Genomic DNA, 14,391 nt, shown 5'->3' on the forward strand with positions numbered 1-14,391 from the left:
TGAAATCGTCACCTCCTATTCAAAAGCATCTCTGTTCAGCTTGAAAGCAACAAACGCATCCATCATAGCTGCCACAGCATCAATCTTTGCGTCATATCGCTTTTTCAGCAATTTACGATTTCCATTCGTATCTTCCATAACGATACAGTTCCCCATTGCAAAGGTCATAAGTTCTTCATCAAACAAAAGCATCCGCTCCTCAGAAAGTTTCTTTAACTCTCCCAAAGGAACGGATTCTGTCTTAGCACCCTGTATTACCTTTTCGATTCCAAACGGACCATTTTCAGAAGACCATCGCTCAATGAACTCCTTTGCGTTGTACGGGTCATACCCCAAGCAACGAACGTCATAGCCAAATTCTGTGATATGGTTATCCAAATCTTCATAGACTTCCATCATATCCAAAACGGTTCCCTCTAGGACAATCAGGCTTCCTTCATCCATGAATTGGTCGTATTTAATTCTCATTGCTGCCGGAAGTTTCATCAGAGTCGATGAAGAAATGTAGTTCCTGGTTTTAACTCCAAAGGAACCATTCGATAACGGGAAAAGGAACGTAAAAGCACAGAAGTCATCCCCCTGCGACAAATCAATTCCCAAAGAGCAGGGCATCTGCCAATAGCTTCTCTTCTTATGAGGAAGAGTTTCTTCATATGTGAAGTAATAGGTGTAGCCCTCCATCGGCAATCCAAATCTCTTAGCCAAGATATCGTTTCTGGCCGCCGGAGACTTCTCTGCTCTTTCCACATCGAGCTGATAGGTCTCATAGCTTACCGTTTTACCGATATTGGGATTCGCCTTCAACCACATGTCTGGATTTCCAACTTCATCAATGGAATCAAGCTTATACCACCAAATGGAAACATGTGGATTGACATATTCTCCTTTAAGAATGTCCATCAACTCCATTTTGATTGTATCGCCTGCTCCATTTCTCACTGTTCCCTCTGAACTCGTGGCAACAATGATATAGTCATCCAATTTCGATGCTCCTTGCTCTAAAGCGCCCACCACATCTTCCCTGGTATCACCGGACAGCCACTCATCCACTGTAGAAATCTTAGGTCGTAATCCCTGAAGCTTTGCGATGGACATTGGCCGCACTTCCAAAAGCGAACCTGTGAGAAAATTCTCAATACCCTTTTTGGTGGAGGCCAATTTCATTCTCTTTGCTTTAGAACCAGTCGTATTCTGCAAAGAGCCCTCTGTCAGAAACCGGAACAATGGACCTCTCGACCTTGTAATCGCAGTGCGAAAAGGTGACATTACTTCATCCGCCTGTTTCATGGTAGGAGCTGTCGTGACTTGATGAGTCGTGGATGTGTCGATATTCAGCCCATAGGAATGAACACAGGTGTCATACAAAGATTTAGCAGCTCCTCGCCCAATGATAAGATATTGTTTCTTCGTCAGACGCTGCTTGATTCTTTTATTCACATATCGGCCGCCATGTCCGTCAGAACTTGGCTCCCACACACTTCGTTCGACGAAGTAGTACCATCCATAAAGCTGCTCACCCCACAATTTAAACGAGTCCAGCAAATTCAAATCAGAACCGTCCGTCAATGTTAGTTCTGATTCGCAATAGGCAATCCATCCTTCGACGGCCTGGTCATCATAGTAAATACCAGGATTGGCTATTAGGTCGTCAATTCTGTTCATCTCCATAGAGATTTCTTTACAAACCGGTATCTCTCCCCTGATTACGGCATCCCGAAACATGCCGTAGTATTTGGGAACGGCAGTGTTTGATAATGCCATAATTGAATCACCTACTTGCTTGTTGCTTTCTTGATGACCGCGTCAATTCCCTTCGTCATGTACTTCGATACATAATTGGTGGCGGTCTGCTTTGCGGCATTGGTCAGCACATCCTGTACAAACTTTCTACCGACAGAAATTTCTGAACTGGTAAGCTGTTTATACTGCTTTTCCATTTGAAGACGGTTGATCTTTGAGCGGAGTTCCGAATCAGACATCTTCTTCACCTCATCATCGGAACTCGTCTTCTTTCCGCTTGCTCTTGCAAGCTGTTCGGGAGTTCTTCGGACGCCCCATTTCATTCCAAGAATCCCGTGATGCTGTAGTAATGCTTCATTACTCATTTTGAATCTCCCTCCTTTGCGATATATGATGTCACTCCGTTTGCTGCGTTCCCAGTCTCGTAATACGGAACTTCTGTTACCACAATATTTCGATCCAGAACTTTATTCTCAGTATCCAGCATTTGAGATTGGAACGCTTTCGGCGTTACCCTATACTCGCCATCGTAGGACTCGTGTTCTTCGGACTTTTCTTCGTCAGTTTCCGCTGCAACATTCAGTCTCCACTCCGCCTCAGCAATCATCTTTTCCATAGACGCCATTACAGCGGAACTCAAAGGAGGATCAAACAGCAGCTTTACCTTCAAATGCATATATGATTTTACTAACTGAAATTTTGTCTCATCGGAGACGAATTCTTTCCATATAGAAGTTTTATCCCGAATGGAAAATCCCGATGGCGGACCAACCCCAAGTTGTGTCAAAATCATAAACACTGAATTGATATGCATGATAAGATCTGAATCGAAATGTTCATATTCTTCCGTAATACCAAGCATCTTTTTGATTGAAGTCAATATACTCTCTATAATTTCCATAATCTCTATGATCTCCTCTCCATCAAAGTTTCCAGGGACATGTATCGTTTCTGCTTCGAACAATAGGTTCTGCGACAAGAAGACTTTCATCTCCATAGTGAATGGCATTATGTGTTGTAAGAATTGTTGAGATGAGAAATTCTGGATTTAAAAGAAAATCACTTCTCTTTAAAATATCCTCCACGGAAATCGGATTCATATGGTGAATCAATATCTTCCCATATATCTCATGACCTTCTATTCCGAGGTCACATCCGTTATCTCTCACAATCACAAAATCACGAACTGACTTCCACTCCATAGACCGATAGAAAATCTGATTCAGATATCGGTCAAACCCAAACGTGTCTGCCCCGATGACTCCGCCCAAACGAAGATACTCGTATCGTTCTTTAAAAGTCTTCAATTTTGATAATTCCGAATATGTCCTAATCATCATCGTTACCCTGTCCACTGTATATACGAAACGCATTGATGGCGTCCTTATAGAGATCTTTAATCTCATCTGTGGAGTCAATAGCTCTTACTTTTGCCCGCAACAGATTGTTCTCTTCCTCCAGTCTCTCCCTCTCAAGCTTCTCTCTGGAAGAGCCCAGTTTCAAATAGTGAGTAATGACCTGAGAAGAAGCAGTCCCTTCCAGCAATTGTCTTTCAGCCAGGTCAACAGCCAAAGAAATCATCTGAAGTTCCCTTGCTTCCGGAGTCAAAGCAGGACGAATCTTTTTGGAAGAACCTGTCGATTCAGAACTCTTTACTTTTCTAGCCATTTACTGCCTCCTTCCCGTCTGTTCTTCAATAGTTTCATAAAAGTTTTCCGGCAGTATTTAAAAGAACCCACAAGGCTGACTGTAACTTTTTTACCGAAAGGAGAAAAAAGAGTAAAAAGAACCACAGCTTATTACTTAGCCAACCTTATGAGCTCTGTTAAATACTGCCGGAAGGTAAAAACATTCTCCGAAAAATACCCCCGGGGAATTTTTAAAGACCGCCGCGATGACGGAGGGGGTGCGATTTTTGCTACCCCCCCCTATACCATCTGATACCTAGACAGCCCCCGCGTCTCGCGTAACTTTTTTGTAAATGTTTCGGAAATCGTATTTTACGATCTCATCAATTGCTCGTTCAACTTCCAAGTCATTCTCTTCATCGGAGAGTTGGTCCGAGGTTCTGGCAATTCTACCAAGATACGAACATGAATGATAACCTTTTTCCTCATCAAACAGTAACCATGAAGTGAACTGTTCAAATGGATCGAAAGGATTGTCAATGGTTGTAAGCATACACTTCTTCGCCATTTACTTTGTTCACTCCTTTCCATTCAGATACTTCGACACAGTAGAACTGGAAACACCCAAAGCCGCTGCTATCTCAGCAGTGCTATAGCCAGAAGCGTTCAGCGCCGCAATACGATTTACTTTGGCAGAACTAAGGGTTGTTGTTGCACGAGGGGTAGCTCTCTGTCTGACTGTATCTATGTTTGTACTGTTGAGAATCTGGGTAAGCTTGTTCTCGCTGATAGCGCCGGCTTGAATCGCTTCCCATTCACGATCTGTAATCTCGACAGGGGTTCTCTTGGCACCAACAGCAGTACGGGCCGCAGTAAGGGCCTGTTGATTAGCCTTCTTGATTTCAGCCTTTGTCATATCAGGGTTGTCTATCTTCTTAGCGGCCACAATAGAATTCGCCATGGTCTGTGCCTGACGCTCGCGGGGGGCGTTCTTTAAAGCTACATTAAGCTTAGCCATAAGAGAATCAACCTCTGTCTGGTAGGTCTGTTTTGCTGAAGCAGAGTAGGCTATCTTTCCAGTATTAACCATCTCCCTGCGGGCCTGATTAGCCAGAGACTTCATGGTATTTGCATAGTCTGCATACGCCTCTTCCTGTGGTGTCCCAGATGAGAGAGTGCGAGCGTCTCTGGTTTCTGCCATCTTGGCACTCTTTTGAGTCCGCACCTGGGTCTTTCCGTTCTTATCTATGTACTCCTCCCTGACGCTCTTCCAGCTTTGCTCTCCGGTTTCCTTGTCAATGATCGGGCTTCCTTTTCTTTTCAACACAGAAGTCTCAGACTTGGCACGAGAAATCAGCGTAGAAGCTCCGCCATAACCATCATCGTCATCGTGAGCCTGGTACTTCTTCTTCAAAGCCGTAATACCATTGTCCTGCTCACTCTTCTTGTAGTCTAGCTTATGCTTCTCTGCATCGATGACGACCATACTGTGACGTACAGCTCTTGCAAGCTCATCTTGAGTAGCACCTTTCAAAGTCATATCAGTAATCAAGTTTGAAATCTTACCCATTTCTGTCTGGGTATTTTTCATAATCTTAATCTTCTGACCGCTGCTGTTACAATAATCGTCACCTTTCTTAACGGTCCCATAAGACATCTTAGGATCGAATCCTTCCAACCCCTTTAATTGTGGAGTAGAAGTAATCTTCACCCTACTATTAGAAGAATTACAAGGAATCACCATGACAGTATCGCCATCGAAGTCAGCTCCGGAAAGACGGTCAGCAACCTTTTTGTTAATGCCAATAGCGTCTGTCGGTGTATTCCCAAGAACTCTTCTTCCTTCTGGCTGCTTATTATTAACAGTTAAGATTGGAATCTCAAAAGTTCCACCATGCGGATACCGCACAAGAGCTACTGTTTCTCCATTCTTGTAGTTCGGAGCATAGACCTCATTGTCTTTGATAGATGTCAATGGAAGAATAACTTGATACTTCTGTCTGGGAAGAGCGGCTGCCTGTAAATGAACAGCGGCTGCATCGCAGTCATCAGCAAAAGATTTCAAAAGAACCTTTTTCACTGTTGGATTCGTAAGAGAACAAATCTCATCAAATTCAGACTGCTTGTCTGCGGCCGCTAAATTCAACTGCTTCTTTATCAAAGTTCTACTCTGTTTCGACAGAAACTGAGATGGAAGCTTGTCTGCCCATTCGCCCCAATCCCCTTCTTCTGCTCGCTTGTTGATAAGGGAAAGCTGTTTCTTCCCATTTTTATCATAGTAGTAACTCTGACCTCCTCTTTCAGTAGTGGGGTTATCCGGGTCATTAACTCCCTCTTTAATTAAAGAACCGAACGGGTTATCCGGGTCATCTTTGATTGGTTTCAGAACATCCATTTTAGGTGTCCCTTTTTTCTTATTGGTGTTGAACATAACATCCACACCATCAGGAAGGTCATCTGAATAAACCGCCATCCCTTTGATGTAGTGTGTCTTGTCAACTAAGATGCGAACCTGAGCATAATGGGATTCTCCAAGAGACAGGTCGTCAACACCTCTTCGAATTTCCACAACACCATCCTTCAATTCGCCGCCATCTTCCGAATACCGAATCTGCAACCGCTTTGAATCCATGCTTTTGGGATAAACAAATTTGGGATCAAAAGATTCCCCATCATCATGAGAGACATAATCTTTCAGAGAATTGATATTCTCAAAATCGTAAATCTCTTTATGCTCTGTTCCAGGAGGACAAATCACACGAAGCGTTGTTTTCTTCCCAGGATTTGTTACCTGATCCGCTCGTCCGCCGTAAACAGGATAACCCTCCATCTCCAGCATATAGAGTGCTTCATTCAGTTTCTCCTTGGAAATTCCAAGTTCACGTTCCACACCGGCACCAACATCAATCATGCCTTTTTCGTCAATTTGCTTTTTGATAATTTCAGCAGTTGTCTTAGCTTGGTTCATACGAACCTCAGAATTTTCATTCAAAAGCGAACGAACAGAAGAGTCGTTTGCGAAGCCCATTTCTTTCGCAATTTCATTTAAGCTCAAACCATCTTCTCGAAGAGATTTTGCTCTCGCCACATCCAGCGCACGACGTTCATCTTTTGCTAACGATTTCTGCGTACGGTATTGAGTGGTGGTTAAACCCATGGCTTTTGCAATTTCGGTATCACTCATACCCAGACTTTTCAGTTCATCCACTCGACTCAGAAAATCTCCACTATGCTGATACGGATTATCACCAGATCCCCACGGATAACGACCGGAACGGCGGGGCATTCCATAATGCATCAAAATTTCTTCTGCAATCGGATTCATAAGTTAGCCCTCCTGTTCTTTGATTTTGTTGATTACTTTGTCGAATGTGATGATCTTGTCCATGATGGGAACAATGGTTTCAGCCGTTGGATTCTCATAAAGAATCTGGTTGTTCTGATAAATCCGAAGTTCCATTTCAATGTCGGCTGGCTTGATTTTGTATTCCAAACAAAAAAGAGCAGCATATATTTCAAGCTGCTCCATGTGCGCAGGAATGACGCCGGTTTTTAAATCATGAATGCGAAGCATACGATTTCGAAATGCAATCGCATCTGTTGTTCCAAAGCAATTCTCCGAATAGAAAAGAGGCTGCTCAGGAACCATCTTGAATCCTATGGCATCATTCACATACATATTCAATGTTTTCTGGGACTTCGGAAGTTTCTGTCCAAGTGTGATACATTTTGCCGCAAAATCGTGAAGCTCTGTTCCTTTTTGAGTTGCAAGGAATTTTGAATACGATTCTGCAACTTTGGATTCGTCATAGTTGATCCAGTGATATTTACTTGCGCCAAGAAAGGCGTGTTGCCCTTCAAGAGCAGAATGCTTGTTGAAGATCATGTAACACTTCCTCCTTATTTTCAGGACAAATAAATCTTGAGAACGACATCTCGTTCATTCGTCCAACATAATATTCTTGATTTGGTTGTTTCTTGGCGCGAACACTTTTCTTACATTCTAAAGTGGCCCACTTATTGTTATAAAGGATCAGCAAATCAGGAATTCCCTGAATGTGGCTGGAATCCAGTTTTGTTACAATGCAGCCTTTGAACATTTTTTTCAGTTCTTGGATCAGTTTATTCTGAAATTCGCTTTCCAGCATAAGTAAGCCTCCTTTCTCCAAAATAAAAGAGAGAATGGCCATTTTAACCCTCTCTCTTCATAACAGTCGATGTATTTTTCGCGCGCAAAAAGAAACAAATGAAAACATAAAAATAGCCCGTACCCCAATTCCAATAGGTACAGGCTAAATAATTTCTTTATTTTATCGGGACTCAACTTTCACAGGATTTAGATAAAAAACACCTTCATTCTCACTAAAATACTCAACTTCAGCGGTCACATGTACATTTGATCCGACACTTATATAATCAGGAAGATATAAATCCTCGATTCCCATTCCATAAGTATTCACATCTTCAAACTTAAAGATTGGTCCAGGATTGACCATTTCATCATCTACATAATTACCGCCGCTCATCAAAATATCATATCGAGTATCGTAATCGCCATGGTTTGTAATGTAGGTAATACAACCATCGAATACTATCGTTGAGCCTTTATATTGTTCTGCAAAAGTGGAATAAAAATCGTTTATTTCTCCTTCAGTCGATAAAAGTTTTTCGAGATCAGCACAAGTTTCAATTGTGAGTATCGATTCTACTGCTTTGTCTTCGGCTTTTTCGCTTATTGACTCCTTCGACTCCTCATCTTCTTCCAAATCACTCTCTTCCGAAAATGTATGGTAAGTAATAATAACCTCTACATCATTTGAATACCATTTATCAGCGGAATAATTTTCATCACCATCTACAGAAACATTTTCAACTTCTCCATCTTTCGTCAGCCAACCTGTTATTAAATCATCAAGAGCAACTAACGATATGTTTGTAAATCCACGTTCTTCAAAATCTTCAACAACTGACTGATAATCCCTTCCTTTTTGAGCTCCCGATGCAGAAGGTGTCTTTGCTTCGCCATCATGTGTCTGAGAATCAGAGCAAGCAATAAGCAAAAACGTCATAATTGCTGCGATCATAAACATAACAATCTTTTTCATTTTCAATCTCCTTTTAATGGTTTTCTTCTTCGTCATCGCCGGGAATATTGTTTTGCTTAGAAGTTAAATTGACCCCAATGGCGGTACCTAAAACTGTAATAACACCCGCCACCACTCCACTCACAATCCCTATTAACTTTATGCGGTTAGCCGACTTTTCGGAATCCTTTTTCGATATTTCATCGGCAACCTCTCTCATTTGTTCGAGTATGTAAGTCTTTTCTTTAAAGGTCAAATTGTCATTTTCAAGAATACACTCAAGAGAATTCATCACACGATTATACATATCGTAACATATTTCCGCACCATCCCTGTCATCATTCATCAACTGTTGTAGAATACCCCGATACTCTTTCATAATTTCAAGAGATATCGATACGAAGTTAGGAAACTGCTCTAAAGCCTTCTTTGCCACTTCAGGTTCCATTCCCGGAATCATTGTAGCAAATGCTATGACTTTATCCTTTGTCAGATGACGAAAGTCAGGAATATCTAATTTTTTTAGAACTTGTATTTCTGTATATGGTCTATCCACAATGTCACCGTCCTCTAGTCAGATAGATTTTGGCGCAATAAAAAAGGTGCGGCCCCAACAAGAGACGCACCTAAAAAAGTGTTCTCCCATTGTTGCCACACAATCTCGTTCCGTTTAAGGTATGAGTAAAGAGAGAATACACCTTTTACCAAAGTGAATTCCCTTAAACGGATTCTATATTAGATTGTGTGGCTCTTACAGTATATCACAAATTTTTCCAGAAGAAAAGAAATTTTTCATTATCTCTTGACATTTTCTTTAAGCTGTGATATATGCCTGTTTTCTGAGATCATCATAGACCATCTTCATTCCATTCTCAAAATACACTACTATACTCATATAACCGAACGGACGAAAATATACGGATGACCGCGACAACCTTGGATAGATTGACTTAAAATTTTCATACAAGCTCTCCCAACTAATCTTGCTCATGATTTCCTCCATTTTTTTGCTCGTGGCCAAAAACCCACTTTTTTTGCGCTATTACTATATACTTTTAAACTTTCTATCATAATAGTTTAAGAAAAAAAGTGGGAAAGTGGGCTTTGAGCCCGCAAACCCGCATTAATACTGGGTTTTTACTGACCAAATCGGGGTTTTAAAAGTGGGCAGAAAGTGGGCAAATGGCCACAAATTTGACCAAAATCGTCCGAATCCTTCCCCAAAATTCCCTGCGTTTCTCAAAAAGCCCACATAAAAGTGGTCAAAGCCCATTTTTCAAAACCCAAAAGTGGGCGTGATTTTCACCCACTTTCAAGCTTTGTACGGACGATTTTCAATAGTTCCTTCTCTGATAAGGTAAGTGTTTCTGAACAATTGGCCGATACGAATACTGCTTAACGAAGGATTCTCTTCGAGATTTCCGCAAAGACATCCCATATCGAGCCGGAGAACCTAGACTCTTTTTCTTCTCTTTCTCAGGTGTCGAAACTCCAAACGCCTTGTTCAGAGCATCCGCCATCTCTTTTATAGATGCTGTAAACTTTTCCCAAACTTCTACAAGTGTATCAATCGCTCGCTGTAAATCAGTCATATCCATAAGCTACCTCCAAATTCGCCCGGTTCGTTTGTCCTTGATGACGATCCGCTCTTCAACGTGGAAGTCGGACAGTTCACAAAGAGTAAAAATCGTATCCAGCAGCTTATGGAACCGTTCTTCTTCCCGCTCAATGTTTCTCAGTGCTTCACAGGCAGTCGGATCGGAATACCCTTCTGCATTTTTACGATAATCATTTTTAACGCCCATCTCGTCCTCCCCACCGGAATGAATCGTCCATATAAGTTGCAGAAGAGCTGGTCGCCTTTAACACAATCAGTCCGATCAGACCCACGAGCCCAACAATACACGCAATAACTCCCATTACACATTTCATGTTGCTTCACCCTCACTTTCAACTAATTTCACACCACCATATTCCCACAAATCCTCTTTCAGTTTTTCCATATCCAACTCACCATTTTGCCAGCGTTCGTAGTATTCCAGAACTCGTTCGGTGAACTTCGGAATTCTCTTCGCATAGGATTTTGTCCAATAATGGTCCATCAACACTTCCAATGGCAAAGTCAGAAGCAGAACCATCGCAGTATTTACCGCATCATCGGTAGCCTCCTGCTTTACTCTGATAAGTTCGTCTCCGATTTTTTCCCGAACCATGACATCGAGTTGTGCCTTTGTGAGATTGTATGTAGTGGTTTTCTCTTTTTGCTTTAACTTTTGAGCACGTCTTCTCTCGGCTCGTCCCATCGTCTTCCTCTCCTTCATAAATCCAATTCTCTTTCGAAAAGAACAGATATCCACCTATAATCAGGGTAAATAAAAAGAACGTTGCATCCCATTCAATCGGGACTGACAACGCTCCTAGAAGAATAAACAGAACGGCATGGATTTTATTTTTTACTAACTTATGACTCCACATTTTTTCTTGCATCCTCCTTCTCTTTTCCGATTTTAATAATGCCCGCCTCAACATCGCTCATTTTAGTCATAACTCCGTTTTCTCTTAATTTAGAATAAGCTCTGGCGGTAGCACAATGTTCAATGCATTTACAGATTCTACAAATCAGAGCATATACATAAAGATATACAAGGCTAAATAAAATCACATATTGAATAGATGTCATTATTACGCTCCTTTTAATTTTTTTAGTTTGTAGCAACTCAGTTCAAATTGAGGCTTCACACCACTTCGATGTGCGATGGTACTAAATTGAATACCTTCTCCATATTTTGCTTTCAACCGCAAAACATCCGGATGGTTGGGTTTCCAAGTTGCTAATAGTTCTTCCAAGGTGTTGTAAAATATAGACTCATAGTATTGAATCATGTTTTATCTCCACATTCTACCAATGATAATGTCTGAATATGGAAGCGCCTCAATCCACTTGCAGAATTTTACCCACTCATCCAGCTCATGATTTCTTAGCATGGGATAAACACTGGTTAGTGTTTCATAATTCGTCATCACAGTACGTTTCTGATTATGATAGGACGCGGGAAGAAGCTGAATCATCTGCCACCAATATTTCTTGTCTTTGGTTATTAAAAACATCTCTCGTGCCGAATTTAATGAATCGATGATGACGTCCAAATTACAAAACCAGCAGTTGTCACCTTCATCGACCAGATGCTCACATGAGAAATCGTCCAATGTAAACGCCTTCGCAGCCAGTTCAGACATCGCAGAGCGAGTATCAACAGCTATACCAACCTCGTAGGTATAAAAATCTTTCCACCAATACAACGGAGCCGTGATGTCCAGATTCACCGTAATCATTCGCCGATACCTCGCATCCGCAAGCCGCATCATCAAATCGTGGTCTGCTTTACCGAGCTGCCAGGAATGATCATATGTATGCTCGCAGGAATCATAATTGGCACAGTTCTCACATCCGATACCATCATCCCCACCTTTGCAGATTCCACTATCCGATTTCTCCCAACTGTTCATCGGATTCCGCATTCCGCGGATAGCGTGTTCCCATCCCATAACTTCAACATTTTCAATTTTAATCATTGTCTTCTCCTTTCATGGGTTCCGCTGCAACTTTAATTTGATACTCCAATTCCTGAGCCATGTCTTTTAAAAATTGAACTATAACAAATTCAAACTGATTGCTTCTAATACGACGAAAGTCATCGAACATAACTTTACGAACCAACCTATGCCGTTGATGACAGTCTCTTTTATCCATCTGAATAACGATAGAATTCGTTGCGCTCTCATATCTCCAAAGAATTTCAAAATGGCGTTCTCCCAGTTCTTTTAACAAACTTTCAATCATCGCTTTCTCCTCTCTTCATTCGCAATTTTTCCTCTCAAAATAGTCCAATTCTTCTTTAAATAATCTGAAGAACTCGTAATAATCATCAATAGTTCTGTCTTTCTGTGAGCAAGTGTTTGTCCTTCCGAGATGTTTATACCAATTTACCATCATGCCACTTTCCAAATGGATGATGTAATACTCGTTGGAGTTAGAAAACCAAGCAAATTCATCACAAACGACAGTTCCATGACAGAATGCGTCCATAAGTCTATCGTAGCCAACGGTTTCTTTTACAATCTCACACAGTTTATCTCTGTCGATATGATACTGTGGTAGAGGACTCAAATGTTTTTCATTCATAAACTTTCTCCTTTTTTAACTTCCTAATTTCAAGCCTAACCCTGAATATAACTGGGAATAAATCTGTTTTTCTATTTCGTCTTTATAAACCTTGGTTGGCGTACCGTTTACCATAATTGTCATAGTTTCTCGTAATAAAGGCGCTGCTAAGTTTTCGAAACTTGGACCTGCCGCGTTTGCTAAAACTTGTGTTTCAGTCATATACGCCAGTGCTTCCATTCGCTTATTTTTACACCGACTGACAAACGGGCAATTCTTGCATTCTTCTGAAAGTTTTGATAATCCCATTACTGACAATTTCTCCTTTCCCGTTCCAGCTTCACATCAATGGCTTTCTGTAAATCCTCTGGCTTAATATCAAAAATGGACTCCAGGAAGTTCGGACAAATATAAGCATCTGCCATCTCTTCCAAGAGTCCAATTCTATCGCCATAACCTCGAACCTGTTTGCTGATCTGCTGCTGAAGCTCTGCAAATTCCTCCATTGCCACCGTACATTTTGTTTTCCAGGAATGTTTTTGAAGGCTTCTGTGAATAATACGCCGTCTTTCTTTTTCAGAAAATTGAATGTCACCTTTTTATCCCTGGATAAACCTATTCCGATTCATACTGAAGCTCCTCCTCGCAACGCAGACAATCATTATTAGCGGCTCCGAAACAGCCATGGCAATGCTTCCTCATATCATACTCAGCCTTGGTTATTTCAACAAATTCGTCATTTTCTTCTTTAAAGAAGCGATTAAGCTCCACTGTACAGTCTTCTGGTGTAATTGTATAGAAAATTCCAACTGTGTCGTAATCTCCATTTTCCGGATCAACTAAAAAATCTTCGCAATAGACCTTAAATGGTTTACTTGCCGGAAAATATGGCATGGTAATAGGGAACTTCTCTTCCATTACCCGATTGATCAAGCTACTATGATAGGAATCATGTGGATTGTTCATATTGATTCCACAGTATCTATCTACATCGTGATACTTTACGGTTCCATCAGAATATACATATTTGAAAAGAGAACTCATTCGCTTACACTGATAGTTTACAATTTCACCGCGATATCCCGAAAGGTCCGTAATATCACTCCAAACATCCTCTGTATCCTCGATCGATGTAAGTGGCTTTCCGTCAATTAGGCGATTCAGAATATATTTAGTCATACCGATACTGAAACCGCTATGGCCGTCCTCGGACAGACTGTGATAGGCTTTCAGAGCACTTTCGTAGCAGACGCAACCATAATCCCACTCCCTTTCTTTTGTTCCGGAGGCTTTTCTTTCGTTCTCACAAGCAATCTCTACCTCTTTTTCAGCCCATGTCTGCGTATTGGATTTTTCCCGGCAGGATGACAAAGGAATATTCCGGTCATCTATATACTCATTTGCAAAAATCTTTCTGGTATCAGAACCAAAGTTCTCGATGATTTCCGGAAGATTCTCATTGACCGCATCAAACACCAGATTTCTCTCCTTACACCACTCAACAGCTTTTTGAAGCATGTCTTCCACGCGGCAGGTCCACAGAATCAACTTATCTCCATCCTTTTTCCGATTACGAAGATACTCTATCAGTTCTTCGTTCGGCGCTCCGATCCCTGGCCAGTTGTTCTCACATAAAGTTCCATCGAAATCTACTGCAATAATTTTCACTGATTTAAGATTCATACGTTTTTTCTCCTTTCTTATAGCGGACTCATCCCTTATGCAACTACTATATCCGCCTTGTGGTCGCCCTCATTATTGCTCGACCCTCTCCCAA

At 41.4% G+C, this 14,391-nt stretch carries 23 protein-coding genes; all 23 read right to left on the minus strand.

Going from position 1 to position 14,391, the window contains the following annotated elements:
• Positions 1-15 precede the first annotated feature (15 nt).
• On the minus strand, positions 16-1,761 hold the full coding sequence (locus tag HMPREF9469_RS25095) for a terminase TerL endonuclease subunit (RefSeq protein ID WP_007868738.1): 1,746 nt from the start codon (positions 1,759-1,761) through the stop codon (positions 16-18).
• Positions 1,762-1,772: 11 nt separating this feature from the next.
• On the minus strand, positions 1,773-2,105 hold the full coding sequence (locus tag HMPREF9469_RS25100; protein ID WP_007868739.1) for a DUF7211 domain-containing protein: 333 nt from the start codon (positions 2,103-2,105) through the stop codon (positions 1,773-1,775).
• Entirely contained in the window at positions 2,102-2,641 is a 540-nt protein-coding gene (locus HMPREF9469_RS25105; protein ID WP_007868742.1) for a phage head-tail connector protein, read from the minus strand. The genes HMPREF9469_RS25100 and HMPREF9469_RS25105 overlap by 4 nt, the downstream gene beginning before the upstream one ends.
• Before the next feature lie 22 nt (positions 2,642-2,663).
• Entirely contained in the window at positions 2,664-3,080 is a 417-nt protein-coding gene (locus HMPREF9469_RS25110) for a hypothetical protein (protein WP_330363694.1), read from the minus strand.
• Entirely contained in the window at positions 3,070-3,408 is a 339-nt protein-coding gene (locus HMPREF9469_RS25115) for a hypothetical protein (protein WP_006781004.1), read from the minus strand. Before HMPREF9469_RS25115 ends, HMPREF9469_RS25110 begins: the two co-directional genes overlap by 11 nt.
• A gap of 276 nt (positions 3,409-3,684) precedes the next feature.
• Positions 3,685-3,936: a hypothetical protein gene (locus HMPREF9469_RS25120; protein ID WP_007868750.1), complete on the minus strand. Its 252-nt coding sequence runs from the start codon at positions 3,934-3,936 to the stop codon at positions 3,685-3,687.
• A 9-nt stretch (positions 3,937-3,945) separates the two neighbouring features.
• Positions 3,946-6,693, minus strand: a complete 2,748-nt coding sequence (locus HMPREF9469_RS25125) for a helix-turn-helix transcriptional regulator (protein WP_007868752.1) — start codon at positions 6,691-6,693, stop codon at positions 3,946-3,948.
• 3 nt (positions 6,694-6,696) lie between these two features.
• Positions 6,697-7,254, minus strand: a complete 558-nt coding sequence (locus tag HMPREF9469_RS25130; protein ID WP_007868754.1) for a PD-(D/E)XK nuclease family protein — start codon at positions 7,252-7,254, stop codon at positions 6,697-6,699.
• Positions 7,226-7,516, minus strand: coding sequence for a hypothetical protein (locus tag HMPREF9469_RS25135; RefSeq protein ID WP_007868756.1), 291 nt, complete (start codon positions 7,514-7,516; stop codon positions 7,226-7,228). The genes HMPREF9469_RS25130 and HMPREF9469_RS25135 overlap by 29 nt, the downstream gene beginning before the upstream one ends.
• Positions 7,517-7,678: 162 nt before the next feature.
• Positions 7,679-8,473 carry a DUF4839 domain-containing protein gene (locus HMPREF9469_RS25140; protein WP_007868758.1) on the minus strand — a complete coding sequence of 265 codons (795 nt, stop codon included), beginning with the start codon at positions 8,471-8,473 and terminating at the stop codon, positions 7,679-7,681.
• 13 nt (positions 8,474-8,486) lie between these two features.
• Positions 8,487-9,008, minus strand: coding sequence for a hypothetical protein (locus HMPREF9469_RS25145; RefSeq protein ID WP_007868760.1), 522 nt, complete (start codon positions 9,006-9,008; stop codon positions 8,487-8,489).
• Positions 9,009-9,266: 258 nt separating this feature from the next.
• On the minus strand, positions 9,267-9,443 hold the full coding sequence (locus HMPREF9469_RS32515) for a hypothetical protein (protein WP_006781011.1): 177 nt from the start codon (positions 9,441-9,443) through the stop codon (positions 9,267-9,269).
• Between the two features lie 343 nt (positions 9,444-9,786).
• A complete protein-coding gene (locus tag HMPREF9469_RS25150) occupies positions 9,787-10,050 on the minus strand; it encodes a hypothetical protein (protein ID WP_006781012.1) in 264 nt (87 codons plus the stop codon).
• 3 nt (positions 10,051-10,053) lie between these two features.
• The gene (locus HMPREF9469_RS25155; RefSeq protein WP_006781013.1) at positions 10,054-10,257 is read right to left on the minus strand and encodes a hypothetical protein; all 204 of its coding nucleotides are present in this window, start codon (positions 10,255-10,257) and stop codon (positions 10,054-10,056) included.
• Positions 10,258-10,380: 123 nt separating this feature from the next.
• Positions 10,381-10,755: a hypothetical protein gene (locus HMPREF9469_RS25160; protein WP_007868764.1), complete on the minus strand. Its 375-nt coding sequence runs from the start codon at positions 10,753-10,755 to the stop codon at positions 10,381-10,383.
• A gap of 158 nt (positions 10,756-10,913) precedes the next feature.
• Complete coding sequence (locus HMPREF9469_RS25165; RefSeq protein ID WP_007868766.1) at positions 10,914-11,132, minus strand: hypothetical protein; 219 nt, start codon at positions 11,130-11,132, stop codon at positions 10,914-10,916.
• Positions 11,133-11,134: 2 nt separating this feature from the next.
• On the minus strand, positions 11,135-11,335 hold the full coding sequence (locus tag HMPREF9469_RS25170; RefSeq protein ID WP_007868769.1) for a hypothetical protein: 201 nt from the start codon (positions 11,333-11,335) through the stop codon (positions 11,135-11,137).
• A gap of 3 nt (positions 11,336-11,338) precedes the next feature.
• Positions 11,339-12,025: a hypothetical protein gene (locus HMPREF9469_RS25175; protein WP_007868771.1), complete on the minus strand. Its 687-nt coding sequence runs from the start codon at positions 12,023-12,025 to the stop codon at positions 11,339-11,341.
• Positions 12,018-12,293, minus strand: a complete 276-nt coding sequence (locus HMPREF9469_RS25180; RefSeq protein WP_007868773.1) for a hypothetical protein — start codon at positions 12,291-12,293, stop codon at positions 12,018-12,020. Before HMPREF9469_RS25180 ends, HMPREF9469_RS25175 begins: the two co-directional genes overlap by 8 nt.
• Before the next feature lie 15 nt (positions 12,294-12,308).
• Complete coding sequence (locus HMPREF9469_RS25185; protein ID WP_007868775.1) at positions 12,309-12,635, minus strand: hypothetical protein; 327 nt, start codon at positions 12,633-12,635, stop codon at positions 12,309-12,311.
• 15 nt (positions 12,636-12,650) lie between these two features.
• Entirely contained in the window at positions 12,651-12,923 is a 273-nt protein-coding gene (locus HMPREF9469_RS25190; protein ID WP_007868777.1) for a hypothetical protein, read from the minus strand.
• A complete protein-coding gene (locus tag HMPREF9469_RS33130) occupies positions 12,923-13,120 on the minus strand; it encodes a nucleoside triphosphate pyrophosphohydrolase family protein (protein WP_242827942.1) in 198 nt (65 codons plus the stop codon). The genes HMPREF9469_RS25190 and HMPREF9469_RS33130 overlap by 1 nt, the downstream gene beginning before the upstream one ends.
• Before the next feature lie 109 nt (positions 13,121-13,229).
• A complete protein-coding gene (locus HMPREF9469_RS25200; protein WP_007868780.1) occupies positions 13,230-14,297 on the minus strand; it encodes a hypothetical protein in 1,068 nt (355 codons plus the stop codon).
• Positions 14,298-14,391 lie beyond the last annotated feature (94 nt).

This window comes from [Clostridium] citroniae WAL-17108 (genome assembly GCF_000233455.1).
Lineage (GTDB): Bacteria > Bacillota > Clostridia > Lachnospirales > Lachnospiraceae > Enterocloster > Enterocloster citroniae.

Excerpts from the sequence above, each read along its gene's own strand:
- HMPREF9469_RS25095 (WP_007868738.1), bottom strand. The coding sequence starts at position 1,761 with ATGGCATTATCAAACACTGCCGTTCCCAAATACTACGGCATGTTTCGG.
- HMPREF9469_RS25100 (WP_007868739.1), bottom strand. The coding sequence starts at position 2,105 with ATGAGTAATGAAGCATTACTACAGCATCACGGGATTCTTGGAATGAAA.
- HMPREF9469_RS25105 (WP_007868742.1), bottom strand. The coding sequence starts at position 2,641 with ATGGAAATTATAGAGAGTATATTGACTTCAATCAAAAAGATGCTTGGT.
- HMPREF9469_RS25110 (WP_330363694.1), bottom strand. The coding sequence starts at position 3,080 with ATGATGATTAGGACATATTCGGAATTATCAAAATTGAAGACTTTTAAA.
- HMPREF9469_RS25115 (WP_006781004.1), bottom strand. The coding sequence starts at position 3,408 with ATGGCTAGAAAAGTAAAGAGTTCTGAATCGACAGGTTCTTCCAAAAAG.
- HMPREF9469_RS25120 (WP_007868750.1), bottom strand. The coding sequence starts at position 3,936 with ATGGCGAAGAAGTGTATGCTTACAACCATTGACAATCCTTTCGATCCA.
- HMPREF9469_RS25125 (WP_007868752.1), bottom strand. The coding sequence starts at position 6,693 with ATGAATCCGATTGCAGAAGAAATTTTGATGCATTATGGAATGCCCCGC.
- HMPREF9469_RS25130 (WP_007868754.1), bottom strand. The coding sequence starts at position 7,254 with ATGATCTTCAACAAGCATTCTGCTCTTGAAGGGCAACACGCCTTTCTT.
- HMPREF9469_RS25135 (WP_007868756.1), bottom strand. The coding sequence starts at position 7,516 with ATGCTGGAAAGCGAATTTCAGAATAAACTGATCCAAGAACTGAAAAAA.
- HMPREF9469_RS25140 (WP_007868758.1), bottom strand. The coding sequence starts at position 8,473 with ATGAAAAAGATTGTTATGTTTATGATCGCAGCAATTATGACGTTTTTG.
- HMPREF9469_RS32515 (WP_006781011.1), bottom strand. The coding sequence starts at position 9,443 with ATGAGCAAGATTAGTTGGGAGAGCTTGTATGAAAATTTTAAGTCAATC.
- HMPREF9469_RS25150 (WP_006781012.1), bottom strand. The coding sequence starts at position 10,050 with ATGGATATGACTGATTTACAGCGAGCGATTGATACACTTGTAGAAGTT.
- HMPREF9469_RS25155 (WP_006781013.1), bottom strand. The coding sequence starts at position 10,257 with ATGGGCGTTAAAAATGATTATCGTAAAAATGCAGAAGGGTATTCCGAT.
- HMPREF9469_RS25160 (WP_007868764.1), bottom strand. The coding sequence starts at position 10,755 with ATGGGACGAGCCGAGAGAAGACGTGCTCAAAAGTTAAAGCAAAAAGAG.
- HMPREF9469_RS25165 (WP_007868766.1), bottom strand. The coding sequence starts at position 11,132 with ATGACATCTATTCAATATGTGATTTTATTTAGCCTTGTATATCTTTAT.
- HMPREF9469_RS25170 (WP_007868769.1), bottom strand. The coding sequence starts at position 11,335 with ATGATTCAATACTATGAGTCTATATTTTACAACACCTTGGAAGAACTA.
- HMPREF9469_RS25175 (WP_007868771.1), bottom strand. The coding sequence starts at position 12,025 with ATGATTAAAATTGAAAATGTTGAAGTTATGGGATGGGAACACGCTATC.
- HMPREF9469_RS25180 (WP_007868773.1), bottom strand. The coding sequence starts at position 12,293 with ATGATTGAAAGTTTGTTAAAAGAACTGGGAGAACGCCATTTTGAAATT.
- HMPREF9469_RS25185 (WP_007868775.1), bottom strand. The coding sequence starts at position 12,635 with ATGAATGAAAAACATTTGAGTCCTCTACCACAGTATCATATCGACAGA.
- HMPREF9469_RS25190 (WP_007868777.1), bottom strand. The coding sequence starts at position 12,923 with ATGGGATTATCAAAACTTTCAGAAGAATGCAAGAATTGCCCGTTTGTC.
- HMPREF9469_RS33130 (WP_242827942.1), bottom strand. The coding sequence starts at position 13,120 with ATGGAGGAATTTGCAGAGCTTCAGCAGCAGATCAGCAAACAGGTTCGA.
- HMPREF9469_RS25200 (WP_007868780.1), bottom strand. The coding sequence starts at position 14,297 with ATGAATCTTAAATCAGTGAAAATTATTGCAGTAGATTTCGATGGAACT.